The organism is Mesorhizobium sp. M0500 (assembly GCF_040321165.1).
Classification (GTDB): domain Bacteria; phylum Pseudomonadota; class Alphaproteobacteria; order Rhizobiales; family Rhizobiaceae; genus Mesorhizobium.
In genome coordinates, this window is record NZ_JAMYRB010000016.1 from 42,037 (window position 1) to 62,961 (window position 20,925).

Annotated in this window: 17 protein-coding genes; 7 read left to right on the forward strand and 10 right to left on the reverse strand. The window is 64.0% G+C overall.

Annotated features, from left to right (window positions below):
• Positions 1-60: 60 nt before the first annotated feature.
• The 8 genes from NKI70_RS23880 to NKI70_RS23915 form a co-directional block, all read right to left on the reverse strand.
• Positions 61-534, reverse strand: a complete 474-nt coding sequence (locus NKI70_RS23880) for a carboxymuconolactone decarboxylase family protein (protein WP_352724960.1) — start codon at positions 532-534, stop codon at positions 61-63.
• 111 nt (positions 535-645) lie between these two features.
• The gene (locus NKI70_RS23885; protein ID WP_352724961.1) at positions 646-2,199 is read right to left on the reverse strand and encodes an alpha/beta fold hydrolase; all 1,554 of its coding nucleotides are present in this window, start codon (positions 2,197-2,199) and stop codon (positions 646-648) included.
• A 105-nt stretch (positions 2,200-2,304) separates the two neighbouring features.
• Complete coding sequence (locus tag NKI70_RS23890; protein ID WP_352570237.1) at positions 2,305-2,613, reverse strand: formate dehydrogenase subunit delta; 309 nt, start codon at positions 2,611-2,613, stop codon at positions 2,305-2,307.
• Complete coding sequence (gene fdhD / locus NKI70_RS23895) at positions 2,603-3,430, reverse strand: formate dehydrogenase accessory sulfurtransferase FdhD (protein WP_502896638.1); 828 nt, start codon at positions 3,428-3,430, stop codon at positions 2,603-2,605. The genes NKI70_RS23890 and fdhD overlap by 11 nt, the downstream gene beginning before the upstream one ends.
• Before the next feature lie 202 nt (positions 3,431-3,632).
• On the reverse strand, positions 3,633-6,545 hold the full coding sequence (fdhF, locus tag NKI70_RS23900; RefSeq protein WP_023676803.1) for a formate dehydrogenase subunit alpha: 2,913 nt from the start codon (positions 6,543-6,545) through the stop codon (positions 3,633-3,635).
• 12 nt (positions 6,546-6,557) lie between these two features.
• Entirely contained in the window at positions 6,558-8,114 is a 1,557-nt protein-coding gene (locus NKI70_RS23905) for a formate dehydrogenase beta subunit (RefSeq protein ID WP_352698228.1), read from the reverse strand.
• Entirely contained in the window at positions 8,111-8,590 is a 480-nt protein-coding gene (locus NKI70_RS23910) for a formate dehydrogenase subunit gamma (protein WP_352698226.1), read from the reverse strand. The genes NKI70_RS23905 and NKI70_RS23910 overlap by 4 nt, the downstream gene beginning before the upstream one ends.
• 133 nt (positions 8,591-8,723) lie before the next feature.
• On the reverse strand, positions 8,724-9,623 hold the full coding sequence (locus NKI70_RS23915; RefSeq protein ID WP_352698224.1) for a LysR family transcriptional regulator: 900 nt from the start codon (positions 9,621-9,623) through the stop codon (positions 8,724-8,726).
• Positions 9,624-9,816: 193 nt separating this feature from the next.
• Here NKI70_RS23915 and NKI70_RS23920 point away from each other — a divergent pair, with 193 nt between their 5' ends.
• Both NKI70_RS23920 and NKI70_RS23925 read left to right on the forward strand, forming a co-directional pair.
• Complete coding sequence (locus NKI70_RS23920; protein WP_352698222.1) at positions 9,817-10,458, forward strand: DUF47 family protein; 642 nt, start codon at positions 9,817-9,819, stop codon at positions 10,456-10,458.
• Complete coding sequence (locus NKI70_RS23925) at positions 10,458-11,462, forward strand: inorganic phosphate transporter (RefSeq protein WP_352698221.1); 1,005 nt, start codon at positions 10,458-10,460, stop codon at positions 11,460-11,462. Before NKI70_RS23920 ends, NKI70_RS23925 begins: the two co-directional genes overlap by 1 nt.
• Before the next feature lie 38 nt (positions 11,463-11,500).
• Here the strand turns inward: NKI70_RS23925 and NKI70_RS23930 are convergent, their stop codons facing one another.
• Positions 11,501-11,878: a VOC family protein gene (locus NKI70_RS23930; protein ID WP_352698219.1), complete on the reverse strand. Its 378-nt coding sequence runs from the start codon at positions 11,876-11,878 to the stop codon at positions 11,501-11,503.
• Positions 11,879-12,072: 194 nt separating this feature from the next.
• Between NKI70_RS23930 and NKI70_RS23935 the strand changes: the two genes are divergently transcribed.
• From NKI70_RS23935 to chrA, 5 genes are all read left to right on the forward strand, one after another.
• On the forward strand, positions 12,073-13,257 hold the full coding sequence (locus NKI70_RS23935) for an Mrp/NBP35 family ATP-binding protein (protein ID WP_352698217.1): 1,185 nt from the start codon (positions 12,073-12,075) through the stop codon (positions 13,255-13,257).
• A gap of 238 nt (positions 13,258-13,495) precedes the next feature.
• On the forward strand, positions 13,496-15,301 hold the full coding sequence (locus NKI70_RS23940; protein ID WP_352577478.1) for an IlvD/Edd family dehydratase: 1,806 nt from the start codon (positions 13,496-13,498) through the stop codon (positions 15,299-15,301).
• A 128-nt stretch (positions 15,302-15,429) separates the two neighbouring features.
• Positions 15,430-16,659, forward strand: a complete 1,230-nt coding sequence (locus NKI70_RS23945; protein WP_352698214.1) for an IS4 family transposase — start codon at positions 15,430-15,432, stop codon at positions 16,657-16,659.
• A 320-nt stretch (positions 16,660-16,979) separates the two neighbouring features.
• The gene (locus NKI70_RS23950) at positions 16,980-17,819 is read left to right on the forward strand and encodes a chromate resistance protein ChrB domain-containing protein (protein WP_352698212.1); all 840 of its coding nucleotides are present in this window, start codon (positions 16,980-16,982) and stop codon (positions 17,817-17,819) included.
• On the forward strand, positions 17,816-19,204 hold the full coding sequence (gene chrA, locus NKI70_RS23955) for a chromate efflux transporter (protein ID WP_352698210.1): 1,389 nt from the start codon (positions 17,816-17,818) through the stop codon (positions 19,202-19,204). The genes NKI70_RS23950 and chrA overlap by 4 nt, the downstream gene beginning before the upstream one ends.
• Positions 19,205-19,207: 3 nt before the next feature.
• On the opposite strand, the gene NKI70_RS23960 is transcribed toward chrA, so the two are convergent.
• Positions 19,208-20,797: a trimethylamine methyltransferase family protein gene (locus NKI70_RS23960; protein WP_352455053.1), complete on the reverse strand. Its 1,590-nt coding sequence runs from the start codon at positions 20,795-20,797 to the stop codon at positions 19,208-19,210.
• Positions 20,798-20,925: the final 128 nt, after the last annotated feature.

Genomic DNA, 20,925 nt, shown 5'->3' on the forward strand with positions numbered 1-20,925 from the left:
CGGATCGGGTGGTTGCTTGATCAGGCACTGCCCGGCGCTCGCCGCCGGGCAGTGGCTTTTTCACTGCGACTTCGCCTTGACGGCCGCGAACACCTCGTCGGACTGCTTCTTGAAAGTGGCGAGATCGACCTGGCTGCCGTTGAGCATCGTCGACCAGTGGCGCACGATCGCCGCCATCGCCACCGCCTCCTTGATCTCCTCGTCGCTGGCGCCATTGAGCTTGGCCGCCTGCGTGTGGAAATAGATGCAGTACTGGCAGGGGATCTGCGAGGCGACGGCGAGGCCCATCAATTCCTTGGTCTTGCCGTCGAGCGCGGTGTTCGGGTTGAGCTGCACGCCCTTGATCTCGGCCCAGGCGCCGGCAACGGCGACGTCCGGCAGCGTCTTGAACATGTCCGGTACCGAGCCGAGCGTTGCCTGGATGTCCTTGTAGGCAGCCGTCGCCGAGGCGTCTTCGGCCTTGGCAGGAACGATCGCCAACAGCGCGTCAACGCCTGCCGCTAGCACCAGTGATTTGAGTGTCAACTTCAGCATTTTATTCCTCCCTTCGCAGCGCCTTTCCCGGCGATATCCGCCTGGCCTGCATGGGACGAAGTGATAGCGCTTACGCATGCCCGGCCGCTTCGCCCGAAAGCGCCATGGCTCCTATGGCCCGTGCGGGCCAGCGTGCCGGGCCGAGAACGCCGCCGCCGCCGCCCGCGACGGCAGGTCCAGCTTGAGCAGAATATTGGCGACGTGACGCTTGACGGTGTGTTCGCTCAACCCGAGTTCGGCGGCGATCGCGGCATTGCTCTTGCCATCGGCGATGAGGTTCACCACCTCGCTTTCGCGCGCCGTCAGTGCGGCCGGCTCGGCAGCCTTGGCCTTCGGCCGGCAGGCCGGCTCCAGATGCTGTTCCGAGGTCGCCTGCACCAGCGCCAGCGGCTCATCCAGCTCGTCAAGCGCGATGCGCCCGGCGTCATTGAAATGAAGGCCTGAACCGGCGGCGAGGTCGGCGACCAGCCGCGAAGCGAGGATATCGCCGCGCCCGGCATGCGCGGCAAGCTGCATCGTCACGCGCGCCGTCAACCCCGTCGGCGGCCCACGCAACTCGACCTCGCCGACATGCACGCCCTGCGCGCTGGCGACGCCGATCTCCTGCGCCGCATCGCGCAGCGCCGCCGCGCAGCGTACGGCCCGCGCCGGGCCGTCGAAGCGCGCCATCATCAGCTCGCCATGCGTGCCGGCCGGGCGGCCGCCATGGCGCCCGACCAGCAGCCGCCATGTTTCCTGGAAACGCTGGCTGCGCTCGCTCCACATGCGGTCGCCAAGCCGCGCCGTGTCGTAGATCCGGGTGACCAGCAGTGCAGCCAGCACGCGCTCGGCCTCGGCAACGGCGCGCGCTCCGGTCAGGAATTCCTCGATCAGATCGGCCACCCGGTCGACATCGCCGGTCCAGATCGGGTGGTCGCGCCCGGCCACCTCGACCAGCCGCGAATTCGGGATATTCCTTGCCAGGAAGCGGCTGGCCTCCGGGTCGACGCGCGCATCGTTGCGGCGATGGACCAGCAGCGTCGGTGCGCTGATCGCCGCCAGCACGCCGCGCACGTCGATAGCTGCATTCATGCGGGCCAGGGCGATTGCCGCGGTCGGGCTCGCCGACAGCCGCTCGAAGCGCGCCCACCATGTGGCGAAACGCGGATCGTCGACGCGGCCGGGCGCGAAATGCGGCAGGGTGGCGCCGGTACCCCATGCGGTCTCCGCCGTCGCGATGAACGCCTCAAAGCGTTCCGGCGGCATCACCCATTTGTGGAAATGCGCATAGCCGCCATAAAGCGCCAGCGCCCGCGTCCGCTCCGGGTAGGTGGCGGCGAACAGCATTGCCATCGGCGCGCCTTCCGAAGCGCCGAGCAAGGCGGCGCGGCCGCTGCCGGTCGCATCCATCACCGCGCGTACATCGTCCATGCGGGTTTCGAGGCTGGGCAGGTGGTGGACATCGACGCGGTCGGACAGACCGGTGCCGCGCTTGTCGAACAGGATCAGCCGTGAGAACGCGGAAAGCCGCTTCAACAGCCGGGTGTAGCCCTCGTCTTCCCAGTGCAGGTCGAGATTGGAAATGAAACCCGGCACGAAGACGAGATCGAGCGATCCCTGGCCGACCACCTGATAGGCGATCCGCACGTCGCCACTGGGCGCGTATCGAGTTTCGATCGGCCTCACGAGTTGTCCGCCCGACCCGACGATTTCTTATCGCCGGATCATAGCAGAGGCGCGCAGCTTGCGGCAGATGAAACTTTAGAGAGCGTGAATGTGGGCCTGCGGCGCCTACTTCTGTGACGCGGCGGTCGTCTCGGTGTTCGCTCCGCCAGCGCTGAAACCTGCGCCCTCCGGCGCGCCCGGCCGCTTGATGTGTGGCGCGGCCGCGACGACAAGTTCATTGAACCCTTCGCCGCCGCTGTCAAGCATCTCGAACAATTGCCGGCGCATCCTCGGCTCCCAGAACTTGTTGATGTGCTCGGCGACGCCGGCAATGCCTTGCTCGCGCGGCTTGGAGTGGAAAAAGGCGGCGATCTGGTTGGCCATGCGAACCAGCTTTTCGCTGGTGCTCATGAGGTGGCCCTCGTCATGCGACATGCTTGGCAACTCCGGAAACCACTCGGTCAGGATGGGTGAAAATATCGAAATCGTCGCCGCGCACCAGCGCCACCAGCGTCATGCCGGAATCGTCCGCGGTGCGGATGGCAAGTGCGGTCGGCGCCGAGACGGCAATGATGACGGCCGAGCCGATCGCCGCGGTCTTCTGCACCATCTCGACCGAAACGCGCGACGTCACGACGACGGCCCCCGACCTGCCGTCGATACCGGCTTTGGCCAGCGCGCCAGCCAGCTTGTCCAGCGCGTTGTGGCGGCCGACATCCTCACGCGCCATGACGATGCCCTTGCCGGGGAGGTAAAAACCGGCGGCGTGGACGGCACCGGTCTCGGCGTGCAGCGGCTGCAGCTTCGACAAAAGCTTGACCGAGCGGACGATGTCATTGGCCTGAAGTGTAAGTTGCGACGCACCGACCGGGTTTACCGAGCGCATTGCCTCTTCGATGGATTCGATGCCGCACAGCCCGCAGCCGACCGGCCCAGCGAGCCTGCGCCGCCGCGCTTCGAAGCGGGTGTTGGCCTGGTCCTTCAGCCGGATCTGGATATCGATGCCGGCGCCGTGATCCTCGACCTCGATCGCTTCGATTTCGTCCGGCGAGGCAATGATGCCTTCGGTCAGCGAGAAGCCGAGCGCGAAATCCTCGAAATCAGCCGGGCTTGCCATCATCACCGCATGCGTGGTGCCGGCAAAGGAGAACGCCACCGGCGTCTCTTCCGGCACCATGCGGTTGGCGGCCGCAGTACCGCCGGCGCGGCGCGCCAGGCGGCTGATCTGTGTGACAGCACGACGTTTGGGCATCACGCGGCATCCCCCTCTGGCCTGCCCTCTTTGTCATCATTTGGCATCTCCCCCTCAAGGGGGGAGATCGGCAGTTCAGGCGTCGCAGCGCACCTTTCGACTTTGGTGATTGGCGAAAGTCGAGATGACATCCAATCTCCCCCCCTGAGGGGGAGATGGCCGGCAGGCCAGAGGGGGGTACTCCGGCACGAAACCAAAACCGCTACTCCGCTGCTTGCAGCGGGGCGATGCGGCGGCTTTGCTTTGCCTGCTCGTCATAGTCGCGCTGCCATTCCGACGGGCCGTTGGATGCACCCACCTGCACCGCGGTCACCTTGTATTCCGGGCAGTTGGTCGCCCAGTCGGAGAAGTCGGTGGTGATGACGTTAGCCTGGGTGTCGGGATGGTGGAAGGTCGTATAGACGACGCCCGGCGACACCCGCTCGGTGATCAGCGCGCGCAGCGTCGTCTCGCCGGAGCGGCTGGTCAGCCGCACCCAGTCGCCGTCGCGCAGGCCGCGATTTTCGGCATCGTGCGGATGGATCTCCAGCCGGTCCTCGCTATGCCAGACCACATTGTCGGTGCGCCGGGTCTGCGCGCCGACATTGTATTGCGACAGGATGCGGCCGGTGGTCAGCAGCAGCGGGAAGCGCGGTCCGGTCCTTTCGTCGGTCGCGACGTATTCGGTGCGGATGAACTTGCCCTTGCCGCGCACGAAGCCGCCGATATGCATGATCGGCGTGCCTTCCGGCGACTTCTCGTTGCAGGGCCACTGCACCGAGCCCACCCGGTCGAGAAGGTCGAAGGAAACGCCGGCGAAACTTGGTGTTGTCTTGGCGATCTCGTCCATGATCTGGGACGGATGCGTGTAGTTCCAGCCGAGGCCGAGCGCCTTGGCGAGCTCCTGCGTCGTTTCCCAGTCGGCATAGCCGCATTTCGGCTCCATCACCTTGCGCACCATGTTGATGCGGCGCTCGGCATTGGTGAAGGTGCCGTCCTTCTCGAGGAACGTCGAGCCGGGCAGGAACACATGCGCGTAGTTGGCCGTCTCGTTGAGGAAGAGGTCGTGCACGACGACGCATTCCATCGCGGCGAGACCGGCGGCGACATGCTTGGTGTCGGGGTCCGACTGCAGGATGTCCTCGCCCTGCACATAGAGCCCCTTGAACGAGCCGTCGACGGCCGCATCCAGCATATTGGGGATGCGCAGGCCGGGCTCGTCGTCGAGCTTGACGCCCCACAGGCTCTCATAGATGGCGCGCACCGCGTCGCCTGAAATGTGGCGATAGCCGGGAAGCTCGTGCGGGAACGAGCCCATGTCGCAGGAGCCCTGCACATTGTTCTGGCCGCGCAGCGGGTTCACGCCGACGCCCGGCCGGCCGATATTGCCGGTCGCCATGGCGAGGTTGGCAATGGCGATGACGGTGGTCGAGCCCTGGCTGTGCTCGGTCACGCCGAGGCCGTAATAGATCGCGCCGTTACCGCCGCGGGCGTAGAGCCGCGCCGCGCCGCGTATGTCGTCGGGATCGACATTTGCAAGCTGGCCGACCACTTCCGGGCTATTTTCCGGCAGCGCCACGAACGATGCCCAGTCCTGGAACTCGTCCCAGTCGCAGCGCTCGCGGATGAAGGCCTCGTCGAACAGGCCCTCGGTGACGATGACATGGGCAAGTGCGGTCAGCATGGCGACGTTGGTGCCCGGCTTCAGCGGCAGATGGAACTGCGCCTCGACGTGGGCCGAGCGCACGATGTCGGTGCGGCGCGGATCGAGCACGATCAGCTTGGCGCCCTCGCGCATGCGCTTCTTCATGCGCGAGGCGAACACCGGATGCGCATCGGTCGGATTGGCGCCGATCAGCAGGATCACGTCCGTCTGCTCGATCGAATCGAAGTCCTGCGTGCCGGCGGAGGTGCCGAAGGTCTGGCCGAGACCATAGCCGGTCGGCGAATGGCAGACACGGGCGCAGGTATCGACATTGTTGTTGCGGAAGCCCTGCCGGACAAGCTTCTGGACGAGGTAGGTCTCCTCGTTGGTGCAGCGCGAGGAGGTGATGCCGCCGATCGAGGTGCGGCCGTACTGGTACTGGATGCGGCGGAATTCATTCGCCGTATGGGTGAGCGCCTCTTCCCACGACACTTCGCGCCACGGATCGCTGACCTTCTCGCGGATCATTGGTTTCAGGATACGGTCCTTGTGCGTCGCGTAGCCATAGGCGAAGCGGCCCTTGACGCAGGAGTGGCCGTGGTTGGCCTTGCCTGCCTTGTAGGGCATCATGCGGATGACCTCGTCGCCCTTGACCTCGGCCTTGAACGAACAGCCGACGCCGCAATAGGCGCAGGTGGTGACGGTCGAGCGCTCGGGCAGGCCCTTCGCCAGCACGGTCTTTTCCCTCAGCGCATCGGTCGGGCAGGCCTGCACGCAGGCCCCGCACGACACGCATTCGGAATCGACGAACGCCTCGTGCATGCCGGCCGAGACCCTGGATTCGAAGCCGCGGCCCTCGATGGTCAGCGCGAACGTGCCCTGCACCTCCTCACAGGCGCGCACGCAGCGCGAGCAGACGATGCACTGCGTCGGATCGTAGGTGAAATACGGGTTCGATTCATCGCGGGCGATGTAATCGATGGTCAGCGAGCCATGGCCGGGCGCCACGCCGTTTTCCTGCTTGACGTGGTTGCGGCCGTCCACGCCATAGCGGTTCTCGGTCAGGCCGACCGTCCTGACGACCTTGTCGAACTCGCTGGCGCCAGTGCCGGCCTTCTCGCCCCACGCCGCAGGATGGTCGGAGACGTAGAGTTCCATCACGCCGCGGCGAATGGCGTCTAGCCGGTCGCTCTGCGTATGCACGACCATGCCTTCGCCGACCGGCGTCGTACACGAGGCCGGCGTGCCGCCGCGCCCGTCGATCTCGACGAGGCAGACCCGGCAGGAGCCGAACGAGTCCAGCATGTCGGTGGCGCAGAGTTTCGGGATTTCGACGCCCGCTTCCATCGAAGCGCGCATGATCGAGGTCCCCGCCGGCACCGTCACCGACTTGCCGTCGACCGTCAGCGTTACCTTTTGTTCTGCTTCAGAGGCGGGTGTGCCGTAGTCGATTTCCTGGACCAGCGATTTGATGTCGAATGCCGCGTTCATACCTGTCCGCTCCTATTCCGCTGCTTCGGCGACCGGCGTCGGCCGAAAGTCGTCCGGGAAATGGTTGAGTGCACTCATCACTGGATATGGGGTGAAGCCGCCGAGAGCGCAAAGCGAGCCGAACTTCATCGTGTTGCAAAGGTCGGTGACCAGCGCGATCTGCTTTTCCGGTTCGACGTTCTGAGCGAGCCGGTCCAGCACCTCGACACCGCGCGTCGAGCCGATGCGGCACGGCGTGCACTTGCCGCAGCTCTCGATGGCGCAGAATTCCATGGCAAAGCGTGCCTGCTTCAGCATGTCGGCGCTGTCGTCGAAAACGACGATGCCGGCATGGCCGATCAGCCCGTCCTTGGCGGCAAACGCTTCGTAGTCGAACGGCGTGTCGAACAGCGCGCGCGGGAAATAGGCGCCGAGCGGGCCACCCACCTGCACCGCTTTGACCGGGCGTCCCGTCGCCGTGCCGCCGCCGATATCGTCGACGATCTCGCCCAGCGTCATGCCGAACGCCGCCTCGTAGAGACCGGGATACTTGACGTTGCCGGCAATCTGGATCGGGATGGTGCCGCGTGAACGGCCCATGCCGAAATCCTTGTAGAAGGCGGCGCCCTTGTCCATGATCACCGGCACCGAGGCCAGCGAGATGACGTTGTTGATCACTGTCGGCTTGCCGAACAGGCCCTTGTGCGCCGGCAGCGGCGGCTTGGCCCGCACCTGTCCGCGCTTGCCTTCGAGGCTGTCGAGCAGGGCGGTTTCCTCGCCGCAAACATAGGCGCCGGCGCCGACGCGCACTTCCATGTCGAATGAATTGGCCGAGCCGAGCACATTGATGCCGAGCACGCCGGCCTTGCGGGCGATCTCGACGGCCTTCTGCATCACCGCCACCGCGTGCGGATATTCGGAGCGGATATAGATAAAGCCCTTGGTCGCGCCGGTGGCGATGCCGGCGATCGCCATGCCTTCGATCAGCACGAAGGGGTCGCCTTCCATGATCATGCGGTCGGCGAACGTGCCGGAATCGCCTTCATCGGCATTGCAGACGATGTATTTGCGGTCGGCCGACGTATCGAGCACAGTTTTCCATTTGATGCCGGTCGGGAAGCCGGCGCCGCCACGACCGCGCAGCCCGGACTCGGTCACCTGCTTGACGACCTCGGCCGGCGTCATCGCCACTGCATTCTGCAGGCCCTTCAGCCCGCCATGCGCCTTGTAGTGATCGAGCGACAGCGGATCGGTGACGCCGCAGCGCGCAAAGGTCAGCCGCGTCTGCCTGGCAAGGAACGGGATCTTGTCCGGTGCGCCCAGCCAGCGCTTGTGGTGGCCGCCGGTGAGGAAGCCGCAGTCGAACAGGCCTTTGACGTCGGAGGGCTTCACCGGCCCATAGGCGACGCGGCCATTAGCTGTTGCCACTTCGACCATCGGCTCGAGGAAATAGGCGCCCCGCGAGCCGTTGCGCACGATCTTGGCCTCGATGCCGCGCTCGGCCAGTTCCGCCCGAATCGCCTTGGCGACCTTTTCCGCACCGAGCGCCAGCGCGCCGGAATCGCCGGGAATATAGATACGCGGGATCATGAGCGCACCTCGGCAGCGATCTCGTTGAGCTTTTCGTCGTCGAGCCGACCGATCACCTCCCCGTCCAGCATCGCCGACGGCGAGCAGGCGCAAAGGCCGAGGCAATAGACCGGCTCCAGCGTCACCGAACCGTCACGGGTTGTCTCGTGGAAGCCTATGCCCAGCAATGATTTGAGCTTGGCGGCGATCGCATCCGAACCCATCGACTGGCAGGCTTCCGCCTGGCAGAGCTTCAGCACATGGCGGCCAGCCGGCTGTCTGCGATAATCGTGATAGAAGGTCACGACGCCGTGCACCTCGGCCCTGGAAATGTTCAGCGCCTCGGCGATGACCGGCAGCGCGTCCTGCGGCACATAACCGAACTCTTCCTGGATACCGTGCAGGATCGGCAGCAGCGGGCCTTCGAGGCCTTTCAGCTCGTGGATGATCGCCGCGGTGCGCGATGCGATCTCGGTACTTGCAGGCTGCATCGTCATGCAGCGCCCTCCCTGGTCGTGGCGGTCTTCCGCTAAGTGGTTAGGAAATCAGAGGAAACCCGCTAAATCAATAAAGCCGATCCGTTGCTCGATAGAAATTTTCTATCGTTCGCGGTCACCAGCCTTGTCTAGCCTAGCGGCGGGCGCGGAAATCGTCCGCCAGCGCCATTGCCTCGTCCAACAGCGCCGAGACCAGTGGCGTGTGCGGTTCGCGCCGTGCCGCCACCAGCCCGACGGTGTGGCTGGCATCCGGCTCGACGATCGGGATAGCCCGGATCGGCTCGGAAAAACCGAAGGTTTCCGAGAGGTTAAGGGGCATGATCGACGACCATTTGCCGGTGCGGATATGCGAAAACAGCACGATCATCGAGTTGGATTCCAATGTCGGCCGCACCTGCACGCCGGCTTCGGCCAGATGCTGGTCGATGATGCGGCGGTTCTGCATGTCGGGCGTCAGCAGGCAGAGCGGCAGCTGACTGAGTTCCGCCCATGTCACTTTGTCGCGGTCGAAATAGGGGTTCCCGACGGCGGTGATCAGCTGGTAGCGCTCGTCGTAGAGCGGCACGCTGGTGACGCGTCCGAGCGGCTCGTTGTCGAGATAGGTGACGCCGGCGTCGATGTCGAAATTGCCGAGCAGCGACAGCACCTCGATCGAGGTCCGCGACAGCACCGAGAAGGTGACGCCGGGGTGCTTTGCCCGAAACGGCGTCGTCAGTCGCGCCACCATGGCCAGCGCCGTCGGGATCGCGGCGATGCGGATGCGCCCTGACAGGCCGTGGCGTGCCGCCCGCATCTCCTCGCGCATGGTCCTGCTGTCGCCGACGATGCGGCGCGCCCACACCAACACCTGCTTGCCTTCCGGCGTCAATCCCTGGAAGCGCGAGCCGCGCAGCACCAGCATCACGCCGAGCTGGCCTTCCAGCTGCTTGATGCCGGCCGAAAGCGTCGGTTGGGTGACGCCGCACACCTCCGCCGCCCGGCCGAAATGTTCTTCCTTGGCAAGTGCTATGAAGAATTCCAGCTTATCGATCATGCCGTCGGGAGCCTGTCACGGACGCTGTGTCCGATTGTAGCGCGCAACGTCGTGGAAATCGCCTTCGGCCGCAAGCCGCGTGTGTAAATCGTCCGCATCCACATCTTTCAGCCGGCTTACTGTTTCCCGCGATGGAATGCAGCGCTATGTGGATGAGACGGGGTCGTGGACTGGACACGACGGGAGACCGAACATGCTGGGCTGGTTCCGCAAGCTGCTGCCGCGCGAAGATCGCTTCTTCGACCTGTTCGAGCGGCATTCCCGCACCGTGGTCGGTGGCGCCGAGGCACTGCAGCAGCTTTTGCAGGGCAACGACATCGACCGCTGGTGTCAGACGATCATCGATCTCGAGGACGAAGCCGATCAGATCACCGCGGAAGTGCTGCTGGCCGTGCGCCGCTCCTTCATCACGCCCTTCGACCGCGGCGACATCAAGGACCTGATCCAGTCGATGGATGATGCCATCGACATGATGCACAAAACCGTCAAGACGGTAAAGCTGTTCGAAAAGAAGGAATTCGACCCGCTGATGCAGGAAATGGGGGGCGTCATCGTCGAGGCCGCCAAGTTGGTGGCCGAGGCGATCCCGCTGCTCGGCAAGGTCGGGGCGCATACGGTGCGCCTCAACGCCATCGCCGAGGAAGTCATGCACGCCGAAGGCCGGGCCGACGACCTGCACGAACAGGGCCTGAAGGACCTGTTCAAGCGGCACGGCCGCAGCGATCCTATGGCCTATCTGATCGGCAGCGAGATCTACGGCCAGCTGGAAAAGGTGGTCGATCGCTTCGAGGACGTCGCCAACGAAATCAGCGGCATCGTCATCGAGAACGTATAGTGGAAGCCGCGATAGCCTATCCGGTGCTGGTCGGCCTTGTCGTCGTCGCGCTGTTCTTCGATTTTCTCAACGGCCTGCACGATGCCGCCAACTCCATCGCCACTATCGTCTCCACCCGCGTGCTGAGGCCGCACTATGCGGTGTTCTGGGCGGCTTTCTTCAATTTCATCGCCTTCATGTTCTTCGGTCTCCACGTAGCGGAGACGCTGGGAACCGGCATCATCGACGCCAGCATCGTCACGCCGGCAGTGATCTTCGCAGCACTTGTCGGCGCCATCGTCTGGAATATTGTCACCTGGCTCGTCGGCATCCCGTCCAGCAGCTCGCACGCGCTGATCGGCGGTTTGGTCGGCGCCGGCGTTGCCAAGGCAGGCACCGGCGCCATCGTCTGGACCGGGTTGGGTAAAACGACGGCGGCCATCGTGCTATCGCCGGCGGCAGGTTTTCTGCTGGCGCTCGTCCTGATCCTCGCGGTCTCCTGGCTGTTCGTGCGGCGGACGCCGTTCGCCGTCGACAGCACCTTCCGCGTCATGCAGTTCTTTTCCGCCTCGCTCTATTCGCTCGGCCATGGCGGCAACGACGCGCAGAAGACTATGGGCATCATCGCCGTGCTGCTCTATTCGCAAGGCATGCTCGGCGCGAATTTTTACGTGCCGCTGTGGGTCGTCATCACCTGCCAGTCGGCGCTGGCGCTGGGCACGTTGCTCGGCGGCTGGCGCATCGTCCACACCATGGGCTCGAAGATCACCCGGCTGAACCCGATGCAGGGTTTCTGCGCCGAGACCGGCGGAGCGATCACCCTGTTCGCCGCCACCTGGCTCGGTATTCCTGTATCGACCACGCACACGATCACCGGCGCCATCATCGGCGTCGGCGCCGCCCGCCGCGTCTCCGCCGTTCGCTGGGGCATTGCCGGTAACATCGTGGTGGCATGGATCGTCACCCTGCCGGCAACCGCGGCGATCGCGGCTCTCACCTACCTCGCGGTCGGCCTGGCATGGTGACAGCACCGTAGCACTGCGCGGCAGGCGATGCGCCGTATCTACCTATCCACAAGGTTCAGGATGTTGCCGTCCGGATCCTTGAACCATGCGACCTTCATGTCCTGACCGACATGAACGTCACCCTCCAGCGTCAGGCCTGGCATGTCGTAATGTTCGAAGGTCACGCCCTTCGATTTCAATGCCTCAACGATCTTGCCGAGTTCGTCGCCGACCGTCCATGTCACAGCCGTCGCCTTGTTGGTCCCAGCGAAGTTCGAACGGTAGACGTTGATGCTGGTGTCGCCGCTTTTATAGACGATCAGTTCGCCACCTTCATTGTGCACCTCTTTCAGGCCAAGGACCCCTTCGTAGAATGCCCTGGCCTTGGCCAGGTCCTTCACGGCGAGATTGGCCGTCGCGTTGCTGTTTGCGAGCATGATTCGTCTCCTTCCCTGGCTGTCATTCCATGCTCATGAAATAGGCTGCGTTGACGATTTGGCGACGGCTGCTCCCACTGGAAATGCCGTCATATGCTCGCTGCCTCCCCGATACGCCGCTGCAATTGGTGGTCCATCGCTTGGTTCTGTTCCGGAACTGCATTATCTGGAGCGGAAGAGTAGAGGAAAAACTCATGCCCGCCGCCAATGAAAACGTGACCAAGGAAATCGTTATCGAGCGCCTGAAGACGGTCAATGGGCCGGATTTCACCGGCAATATCGTCGACCTCGGCCTGGTTTCCGAGATTTTCATTGCCGATGCCAAGGTGTTCTTTTCGATCACCGTTCCCGCTGCCCGTGCCCAGGAGATGGAACCGCTGCGTGCGGCGGCCGAACGTGTCGTCAAAGCGATCCCCGGTGTTGCCGGCGCCGTGGTCGCGCTGACGGCGGAAAAGAAGGGCGGCGGCATGGAGGCGCCGGTTCCGCAAAGACCGGCTCAGAGGCCCGCTCCGCCGGCCGCACCTGCGCGTCCCGCGCCGCAGGCGCCCGCCTCGCACAGCCAGGGCAAGCGCGGCGTACCCGGCATCGAAGCGATCATCGCCGTCGCTTCCGGCAAGGGCGGCGTCGGCAAGTCGACCACCGCCGTCAATATCGCCCTTGGGCTTGCCGCCAACGGGCTGCGGGTCGGGGTGCTCGATGCCGACATTTATGGCCCTTCCATGCCGCGTCTGCTCAACATTTGTGGCAGGCCGCAGACCGTCGACGGCAAGATCCTGAAGCCGATGCAGAATTATGGCCTCAAGGTCATGTCGATGGGCTTCCTCGTCGATGAGGAGACGCCGATGATCTGGCGCGGGCCGATGGTGATGTCGGCATTGACGCAGATGCTGCGCGAGGTCGAATGGGGACCGCTTGATGTGCTCGTCGTCGACATGCCGCCCGGCACCGGCGACGCCCAGCTGACCATGGCCCAACAGGTGCCGCTGGCCGGCGCCGTCATCGTCTCGACGCCACAGGACCTGGCCCTGATCGATGCGCGCAAAGGCCTCAACATGTTCAGAAAGGTCGACGTGCCGCTATTGGGTATCGTCGAAAACATGAGCTATTTTCTCGCCCCCGATACGGGAAAACGCTACGACATCTTCGGCCATGGCGGCGCCCGCCGCGAGGCCGAGCGTCTCGGCGTCACCTTCCTTGGCGAAGTGCCGCTCGAGATGGGCATCCGCGAAAGCTCCGATGCCGGCACGCCAGTGGTGGTCTCCAAGCCGGATGGCGCTGAGGCGAAAATCTATCGCGACATCGCCGCCAAGGTCTGGGACCGCGTCAATGAAGAGCGCGGCGCGGCCGAGGCTGCAGTGCCGAGCATCGTGTTCGAGTGATGCGGATGTCCCTCCCCCAAGTGGGCCCCTTGAGGGGGAGGGTGGCCGGAAGGGTCAGGTAGGGTCCGCGGCGACGCGCTCCAACTCTCCGGGATAGCGGGCTGACAAACCACGATCCCGTCTAGCGCAGAGGCAGATGTATGTCTTTCGCACCAAAGAGCGGATTCGGATGGCGCGTGCCCCTTGCCTGCTCCCGCGCGTTGTCATATCGATTTGTCATACAAATACGGAGACCACGATGGCAGGCGCCCCCACCCACAAGAAAAAATTTCGCTCGCAGGAGTGGTTCGACAATCCCGACAATCCGGGCATGACGGCACTCTATCTGGAGCGCTACCTGAATTACGGGCTGACGCGGGCCGAACTGATGTCCGGCAAGCCGCTGATCGGCATCGCCCAGACCGGCTCGGACCTGTCGCCCTGCAACCGCCATCACATCGAACTGGCCAAGCGCGTGCGCGAAGGCATCGTCTCGATGGGTGGCATCCCTTTCGAGTTCCCTTGCCACCCGATCCAGGAGACCGGCAAGCGGCCGACTGCTGCACTTGACCGCAACCTTGCCTATCTCAGCCTGGTAGAGGTGCTCTACGGCTATCCGCTCGACGGCGTGGTGCTCACCATCGGCTGCGACAAGACGACGCCGGCCATGCTGATGGCCGCGGCCACCGTCAACATTCCGGCTATCGCGCTTTCGGTCGGCCCGATGCTCAACGGCTGGCACAAGGGCAAGCGCACCGGCTCCGGCACCATCGTCTGGGAATCGCGCCAGCGCCTGTCGGCCGGCGAGATTGGCTATGACGAGTTCATGGATATCGTTGCCTCCTCGGCGCCGTCGACCGGCTATTGCAACACGATGGGTACCGCCACCACGATGAATTCGCTGGCCGAGGCGCTCGGCATGCAATTGCCGGGCTCGGCCGCTATCCCCGCCCCCTATCGCGAGCGCGGCCAGATCGCCTACGAGACCGGAAAGCGCATCGTCGACATGGTGCATGAGGATCTGAAGCCCTCCGACATCATGACCCGTAAGGCCTTCGAGAACGCCATCGTCGTCAACTCGGCGATCGGCGGCTCGACCAATGCGCCGATCCACCTCAACGCCATCGCCCGCCATCTCGGCGTGCCGCTCGACAATGACGATTGGCAGAAGGTCGGCCTCAACATACCGCTAATCGTCAATCTGCAGCCGACGGGCGAATATCTCGGCGAGGACTATCACCATGCCGGCGGCGTGCCGGCCGTGGTCGCCGAATTGATGAAGGGCGGCCTGCTGCCCTATCCGGAAGCCATGACAGCTAACGGCAAGACCATCGGCGACAATTGCAGCGGCGCCGTCAACGAGAACCTCGACGTCATCCGCACGGTTGCCGAGCCGCTGAAAGCCAATGCCGGCTTCATCAATCTCAAGGGCAATCTGTTCGATTCGGCGATCATGAAGACCAGCGGCATCTCGCCCGAATTCCGCGAGCGCTATCTGTCGAACCCGAAGGACCCCGAAGCCTTCGAGGGCAACGCCATGGTCTTCGACGGCCCCGAGGACTATCACGCCCGCATCGACGACCCGGCACAGGGAATTGACGAGCACACCATCCTGTTCATGCGCGGCGCCGGCCCGATCGGCTATCCCGGCGGCGCCGAAGTCGTCAACATGCAGCCGCCTGCCTATCTGATCAAAAAGGGCATCCACGCGCTGGCCTGTATCGGCGACGGTCGCCAGTCGGGCACGTCGGGCTCGCCGTCGATCCTCAACGCCTCGCCCGAAGCCGCCATCGGCGGCGGCCTGGCGCTGCTGAAGACCGGCGACCGCGTCCGCATCGACCTGCGCAAGGGCACCGCCGACATCCTCGTCAGCGACGACGAGATCACGCGGCGCCGCGCCGAGCTGCAAAACAATGGCGGCTATCAGTATCCGAAGCACCAGACGCCCTGGCAGGAAATCCAGCGCGGCATGGTCGACCAGTTTTCCGAAGGCATGGTGCTGAAGCCGGCGGTGAAATACCAGGATGTGGCTCATACAAGCGGCGTGCCGAGGGACAATCACTGACCAGGGTCCGTCGCACGAGGCGGCCGCCGGTGCAGGCAATTTGCCGAGGTCAGCGCCACGAGGGGTAGGGTCATAGGCGCTAGTTTAAGCTCTGGACACGAGGAATCTCGATATGATTCAAGCTTGGGATGAAGATTCGTCCTGAGATTTTGGATCATTGGCCGGAAGTGAGCGGGCGACTTCCGGCTAATTTTGACCTGGAAGCAACGGCTCGGTCGTGCGGAGCCTTGACGCGGGTTCGAGAAATCAAGAGCGCTGAGACGCTGTTGCGGCTGGCACTGGCCTATGGCGGCCTCGGCATGTCGCTGCGCGAGACCTGCGTATGGGCAGAGGCTGGCGGAATTGCGCGGTTGTCCGATCCATCGCTGCTCGCTCGGCTGTGCAAAGCCGCACCCTGGCTCGGCGATATCGCGACTGCACTGATTGCCGAACAGACAAAACTGCCCGTGCGGCGCTGGACCGGGCATCGCTTGCGGGCACTGGATGGCACGTCGATCTGCGAGCCGGGAGCTGACCGTACGACATGGCGGCTGCATGTCGGCTACGATCTGGCAACCGGTCAAGTCGATCAGCTTGAATTGACCGACGTGCACGGGGCCGAGAACCTTCAGCGCCTCAACTACCGGCCGGGAGATATCATACTGGCCGATCGCTGCTATGCCCGACCGCGCGATCTGCGGCCGGTGATCGATGCCGGTGCAGACTTCATCGTGCGTACCGGCTGGAACTCGTTGCGCCTGTTGCAGGCGAACGGCGAGCCTTTTGATCTGTTCGCAGCACTTGCCTCTCAGGCTGAGCAGGAAGGCGAAGTGCACCTTCGAATCCACGAAGGCATCAAGGCAGCGACGCCGCTGATGCTGCGCCTCGTTGTCCGGCGCAAGGACCCCGAACAAGCGGCGGCTGAACAGAAGCGCCTGCTGAAGGATGCCAAGAAACGCGGCAAGCAGCCAGACCCGCGCAGTCTTGAGGTGGCGAAGTATATCCTTCTCCTGACCTCGCTGCCGGCCGACGCCTTCCCGCCAGCCGACATTCTCGCCCTCTATCGCTTTCGCTGGCAAATCGAGCTGGCTTTTAAAAGGTTCAAGAGCTTGGCCGGCCTCGACATGCTGCCGGCCAAGAAGCCTGAGCTCGCACGAGCGTGGATCTACGCAAGGCTGATCGTTGCCATCATCGCCGAACAGATTGCCGGGCAAGTCCCGGACTCTTCCCCCTCTGAACCAGGCAACACCACCCGTAACCCCATCGCGCTGGCGTCTCATGAAGTTAGCTCTGGCAACCATCTGCGCCGCCATTCGTGGACCACTCCAGTGGCAGACGCTCCGCAACATGTTCCTCCGAACATGGCGTCATATCTGTGAGCCCCCACGAAGCCGGCGAAAACAATCCGACTATCTGAAAACTCGCTTAAACTAGCGCCTATGAGGGGTAGGGTGGGGGTACATCGCAGAGCGAAAGCCTCGGCTTTCCACCTGCGATAGCCTGCCGTTAATGGGCAGAAATGCCCGGCACAGGGTTGGACGCGGTCATTTGTCAACAGCGATTGCTCCCGCGAGAACGGCAATGCTTGACAAGCGGGCGTGACAAATCCACGATCATCGCAAGGGGTGCATCGCGACGACCCCGTGAGGCGTCAGCCCAACGTTCGCGTCCAAGCTTCTCTTTCAAGGAGGTGGACGCCATGCCGTCAACAACCGCTATCACTGTATCGCAACTGTCCCGTCTGATTGGGCTGCCGGGTGCACCCGCAATCATCGACGTCCGCATCGATGATGACTACAATTCCGATCCGCGCCTGCTGCCGGGGTCGGATCGTCGTGATTTCAGGAGTGTCTCGAACTGGGCTGCCGACTTCGCCGGCAGGCAAGTGACAGTCGTCTGCCAACAGGGAAAAAAGCTCTCGCAAGGCGTGGCCGCATGGCTACGGCAGGAGGGCGTTGCCGCCGAATCGCTCGATGGCGGGTTTGAAGCGTGGCGCGATGCCAAGGGCCTTCTCGTTCACGCCGACAAGATACCGCCCGCCGATGCCAAGGGCCGCACCGTTTGGGTGACGCGTACGCGCCCGAAGGTCGACCGCATCGCCTGCCCCTGGCTGATCCGGCGCTTCATCGATCCTCACGCGGTCTTTCTCTTCGTCGAGCCGGCCGAAGTGGCGGCCGTCGCCGATCGCTTTCAGGCCATCCCTTTCGACATCGAGAACGTGTTCTGGAGCCACCGCGGCGAACGCTGCACCTTCGACACCATGATCGAGGAGTTCGGGCTCAAATCCGAAGCGCTCGATCGCCTGGCCACGATCATACGCGCTGCCGATACTGCGAGCCTCGATCTTGTTCCACAGGCGGCCGGGTTCCTGGCCGCCTCGCTTGGCCTGTCACGGATGTTTCGCGACGATCTGGAGCAGCTCGAGGCCGGCATGCTGCTTTACGATGCGTTCTTCCGCTGGTGCCGCGATGCCACCGAGGAGACGCATAACTGGCCGGTCGCCGGCGCAGTCAGTCTCGGCGCAGGCAAACCATCGTGAGCGCCGTCTTTTCGAAAAAGCCGGCGGAGATCCAGGAGCCCGCTGTGCCGAGCTTCCGGCAGGCCGTGAAGGTCTGGGCGAAAATCGGCGTGCTCAGCTTTGGCGGCCCGGCCGGGCAGATCGCGCTCATGCACAAGGAACTGGTCGAGGAACGGCGCTGGATCGGCGAACAGCGCTTTCTGCATGCGTTGAACTACTGCATGCTGCTCCCTGGCCCCGAGGCCCAGCAACTCGCCATCTATATCGGCTGGTTGCTGCACAAAACGGTCGGCGGCCTTGTTGCCGGCCTCCTCTTCGTCGTGCCGGGCGCGCTTGTCATGCTCGTCCTGAGCAGCCTCTATGCGCTCTATGGCGATGTACCACTCGTCGCGGCGCTGTTTTTCGGGGTCAAGGCGACCGTGCTCGCCATTGTCATCGAGGCGGTGATCCGGATCGGCAGACGCGCGCTGAAAAACCCGGTCATGGTGTCGATCGCACTCGCCGCCTTCATCGCCATCTACGCGTTGAACGTGCCGTTTCCGCTGATCGTGCTGCTTGCCGGGCTGGCAGGCTGGATCGGCAACCGTAGTGCGCCGGCAGTTTTTTCCGGCGCCTCGCGTGGCAAGGGCAATGTTCCCGACATAAAGGGCGTGGTCGATCTGATGTTCGAGCGCGGTGAACTGACCCACGTCAGGCCGACACGATGGCACGCGCCGCGCACTTTGGCGATCTGGCTGCCGATCTGGCTGGGGCCTGTTCTGCTGGTCTGGGCTTTCACCGGCCCTGCCAGCGTTTGGACTCAAATCGGTGGCTTCTTCAGTGTCATGGCGGTCGTCACCTTCGGCGGCGCCTACGCAGCCCTTGCCTATGTCGCGCAGGCAGCGGTCGAGTACTTCGGCTGGCTGGCACCCGGTGAAATGGTCGACGGCCTCGGACTTGCCGAAACCACGCCGGGTCCGCTCATCCTGGTCTTGCAGTTCGTCGGCTTCGTTGCCGCGTTCCGCCAGCCGGGCTTGCTGGCGCCGCTGCTTGCCGGACTGTTTGGCGGGCTGTTCACGCTGTGGGCGACGTTTACCCCATGTTTCCTATGGATATTCCTTGGGGCGCCTTACATCGAAGCGCTGCGCGGCAACAAGGCGCTGTCGGCGGCGCTCGGTGCGATCACCGCCGCCGTCGTCGGCGTCATCATGAATCTCGCTCTATGGTTCGGCTTGCACGTCATCTTCGGCGAAGTGCGCAATGTCGGGCTTGGAATGGACGTGCCGGTGCTTTCATCGATAGACTGGCGCGCGGCGCTGCTTTCCTGTGCCTCGATGATCGCCATTCTGAAGCTGAAGATCGGTATGCTGCCGACGCTTGCCGGATCGGCGCTGGCCGGTGTCTTGTTGCTGGCGGCGAGCGGGTAACGCTCAGCCGCCCATTCTGCCGCGCGGCAGCTTGATCATATCGCCGAAGCGGGCGCGCAATTTGTCGTCGACCGGCTTTGGCACATGGCGCGGGAAGCGTTCGGCAAGCACGCGTTTCTTCTCGATGATCGCCCGCTGCAGGATATCGGGCCTGCCTTTCTCATTCCATTCCTTCGGCGAAAAGCGGTCGCCGACGGCCGGATAGAAATATTCGGTCTGCATCAGCCGCAGCGTCTGCTCGTTGCCGAGATAATGGCCCGGCCCTTTCAGGCAAACATCGGCGATGGTGTCGATCGACAGCGACTCGTCCGTCACCTCGATGCCGCGCACGCAGCGCAGGCAGTGGCCGAGCATGTCATTGTCGATGATCAGGCTCTCCAGGCAGAAGCCGAGCAGCGACGCATGCATGCCGGCCGACTCATAAACCAGGTTGAGGCCGGCGAGACCGGCCATCACGTCGGTTATGCCCTTTTCGTAGCCGGACTGGATGTCAGGCAGTTTCGAATCCGTCATGCCGGCGGCCGAACCGCCTGGCAGGTCGTAGAACTGCGCCATCTGTGCACAGGCCGCGGTCAGCACCGCCTGCTCGGCCGAACCGCCCGACATGGCGCCGGTCCTGAGATCCGAGACAAACGGCCAGGTGCCGAAGATCGCCGGATGGCCGGGCTTGATGGCGTTGACATAGATAAGGCCGACGAGCACTTCGGCGACCGCCTGCACCACAGCACCGGCAATCGCCGCCGGTGCTGTTGCACCCGCTTGGCCGGCCGACAGCAGCAGGATCGGAATGCCGCCCTCCACGCAGGCTTCGAGCACGCCGCAGGCGTCCTCGGCAAACTTCATCGGCGGCACGACGAAGCAGTTCGAATTGGAGACGAAAGGCCGCGCGCGAAAATTCTCTTCGCCGCCCGCGATCGCATAAAGCATGTCGAGCGCCGGCTTGACGTTCTCACGCACAGTGAACGAGGTGCCGACATGCTTCGATGTGCCCATGACGCAGGCGTAGAGCGTGTTGAAATCCATATCGAGCGGGTCGGGAATGTCGCGCGGCACCATCGGCCGCTGGAAGAAATGGATGTTGTCGAGCCCTTCGACCAGGCGCGCGGCATCATAGATGTCCTGCAGCAGCGACTCGCGATACTCACGCTTTTCGACATCGACAAGATGCACCGCAGCACCGGCCGTGCCGTAGTGCACACGCTTGCCCTGGATCACCATGTCGTGCTTCGGATCCTGGCCGTGGAGGGTGAAATGCCGCGCCGCGTTCTTGATGGTGTCGAGCACAAGGCCGCGAGGAAAGCGCAGGCGGCCGTCCTCACTGAAGGTCGCGCCGGCTTTGGTCAGCGCCTCGATGCAGGAGGGGATGGCGTTGGCGAAGCCGACCGTCTCCAGAAGGGTAAGCACGGCCTCGTGGATACGTTCGCAATCGCTGCCGCTGAGCGGGCTGTAGCTTCCGCCTTCGAGGCCGGCACGCACCGGCTTGACGTCGTCGGCAAGCGGTGCCGCCCGCATGGCGCGGCGCGCCTCGCGCCCGCCGGACCGCCGCGAACGCTGGTCTGCGGACACGTCCTGCTTCTCATGGGCCATTGGCATGAAGGCACTCCAACTTTAGCTGCGGAGCGGGCGCGGCGGTTGGTCCACCATCGGCCTGCTTCGTCCCCTCTATACAGCGACTATGCCGCCGGCATTGGCACAGCCTATGTGCCAGCCGGTCCCGTCGC

Coding starts and splice junctions, on each gene's coding strand:
- NKI70_RS23880 (WP_352724960.1), bottom strand. CDS start 534: ATGCTGAAGTTGACACTCAAATCACTGGTGCTAGCGGCAGGCGTTGAC.
- NKI70_RS23890 (WP_352570237.1), bottom strand. CDS start 2,613: ATGTCGCATGACGAGGGCCACCTCATGAGCACCAGCGAAAAGCTGGTT.
- fdhD (WP_502896638.1), bottom strand. CDS start 3,430: ATGCCCAAACGTCGTGCTGTCACACAGATCAGCCGCCTGGCGCGCCGC.
- fdhF (WP_023676803.1), bottom strand. CDS start 6,545: ATGAACGCGGCATTCGACATCAAATCGCTGGTCCAGGAAATCGACTAC.
- NKI70_RS23905 (WP_352698228.1), bottom strand. CDS start 8,114: ATGATCCCGCGTATCTATATTCCCGGCGATTCCGGCGCGCTGGCGCTC.
- NKI70_RS23910 (WP_352698226.1), bottom strand. CDS start 8,590: ATGACGATGCAGCCTGCAAGTACCGAGATCGCATCGCGCACCGCGGCG.
- NKI70_RS23915 (WP_352698224.1), bottom strand. CDS start 9,623: ATGATCGATAAGCTGGAATTCTTCATAGCACTTGCCAAGGAAGAACAT.
- NKI70_RS23920 (WP_352698222.1), top strand. CDS start 9,817: ATGCTGGGCTGGTTCCGCAAGCTGCTGCCGCGCGAAGATCGCTTCTTC.
- NKI70_RS23930 (WP_352698219.1), bottom strand. CDS start 11,878: ATGCTCGCAAACAGCAACGCGACGGCCAATCTCGCCGTGAAGGACCTG.
- NKI70_RS23935 (WP_352698217.1), top strand. CDS start 12,073: ATGCCCGCCGCCAATGAAAACGTGACCAAGGAAATCGTTATCGAGCGC.
- NKI70_RS23940 (WP_352577478.1), top strand. CDS start 13,496: ATGGCAGGCGCCCCCACCCACAAGAAAAAATTTCGCTCGCAGGAGTGG.
- NKI70_RS23945 (WP_352698214.1), top strand. CDS start 15,430: ATGAAGATTCGTCCTGAGATTTTGGATCATTGGCCGGAAGTGAGCGGG.
- NKI70_RS23950 (WP_352698212.1), top strand. CDS start 16,980: ATGCCGTCAACAACCGCTATCACTGTATCGCAACTGTCCCGTCTGATT.
- NKI70_RS23960 (WP_352455053.1), bottom strand. CDS start 20,797: ATGCCAATGGCCCATGAGAAGCAGGACGTGTCCGCAGACCAGCGTTCG.